We start from the raw sequence: 786 nt of genomic DNA on the forward strand, positions 1-786 counted from the left end.
CCGGCACCGAGATCAAACTCGACGGCGAGGACCTGCTCATCATGAAGGAAAGCGACGTGATGGGTATCATCGATGAGATCGCCGAAGTGAAGAAGGCCGCCTGACGGCTTCTTGTATCCAACCAGTCAACGAATGCTGCCTAGATAAAGGAGTGATCCAATGGCTGCCAAAGAAGTGAAATTCCATACCGAAGCGCGCGAGAAGATGCTGCGCGGCGTCGACATCCTTGCCAATGCGGTGAAGGTGACGCTCGGTCCCAAGGGGCGCAATGTGGTCATCGACAAGTCGTTCGGCGCGCCGCGCATCACCAAGGACGGCGTCACCGTCGCCAAGGAGATCGAACTGGAGGACAAGTTCGAGAACATGGGCGCCCAGATGGTGCGTGAGGTGGCCTCCAAGACCAACGACCTTGCCGGCGATGGCACGACGACCGCAACGGTGCTTGCACAGGCGATCGTCAGGGAAGGGGCCAAGGCGGTTGCCTCGGGTATGAACCCGATGGATCTGAAGCGCGGCATCGACAAGGCGGTCGATGCGGTGGTCGCCGAACTGAAGACCAATGCCCGCAAGGTCACTCGAAACGACGAGATCGCGCAGGTCGGCACCATCTCCGCCAATGGCGATGCCGAAATCGGCCGCTTCCTCGCTGAGGCGATGGAGAAGGTCGGCAATGAAGGCGTCATCACGGTGGAGGAGGCCAAGACCGCCGAGACCGAACTCGAAGTCGTGGAAGGCATGCAGTTCGATCGCGGCTACCTCTCGCCCTATTTCATCACCAACCAGGAC

At 59.9% G+C, this 786-nt stretch carries 1 protein-coding gene and 1 pseudogene; both read left to right on the forward strand.

Annotated elements, in window-relative coordinates; translation table 11 throughout:
* A pseudogene (locus EN994_RS33740) lies at window positions 1-104 on the forward strand (co-chaperone GroES); the annotation flags it as partial.
* 55 nt (window positions 105-159) lie between these two features.
* Window positions 160-786: chaperonin GroEL (groEL, locus tag EN994_RS33745; protein WP_127308272.1), on the forward strand; the 627-nt coding region annotated here is incomplete at its 3' end.

This window comes from Mesorhizobium sp. M7A.F.Ca.CA.002.09.1.1, assembly GCF_003998555.1.
In the GTDB taxonomy this organism is placed as follows: Bacteria; Pseudomonadota; Alphaproteobacteria; order Rhizobiales; family Rhizobiaceae; genus Mesorhizobium; species Mesorhizobium ciceri.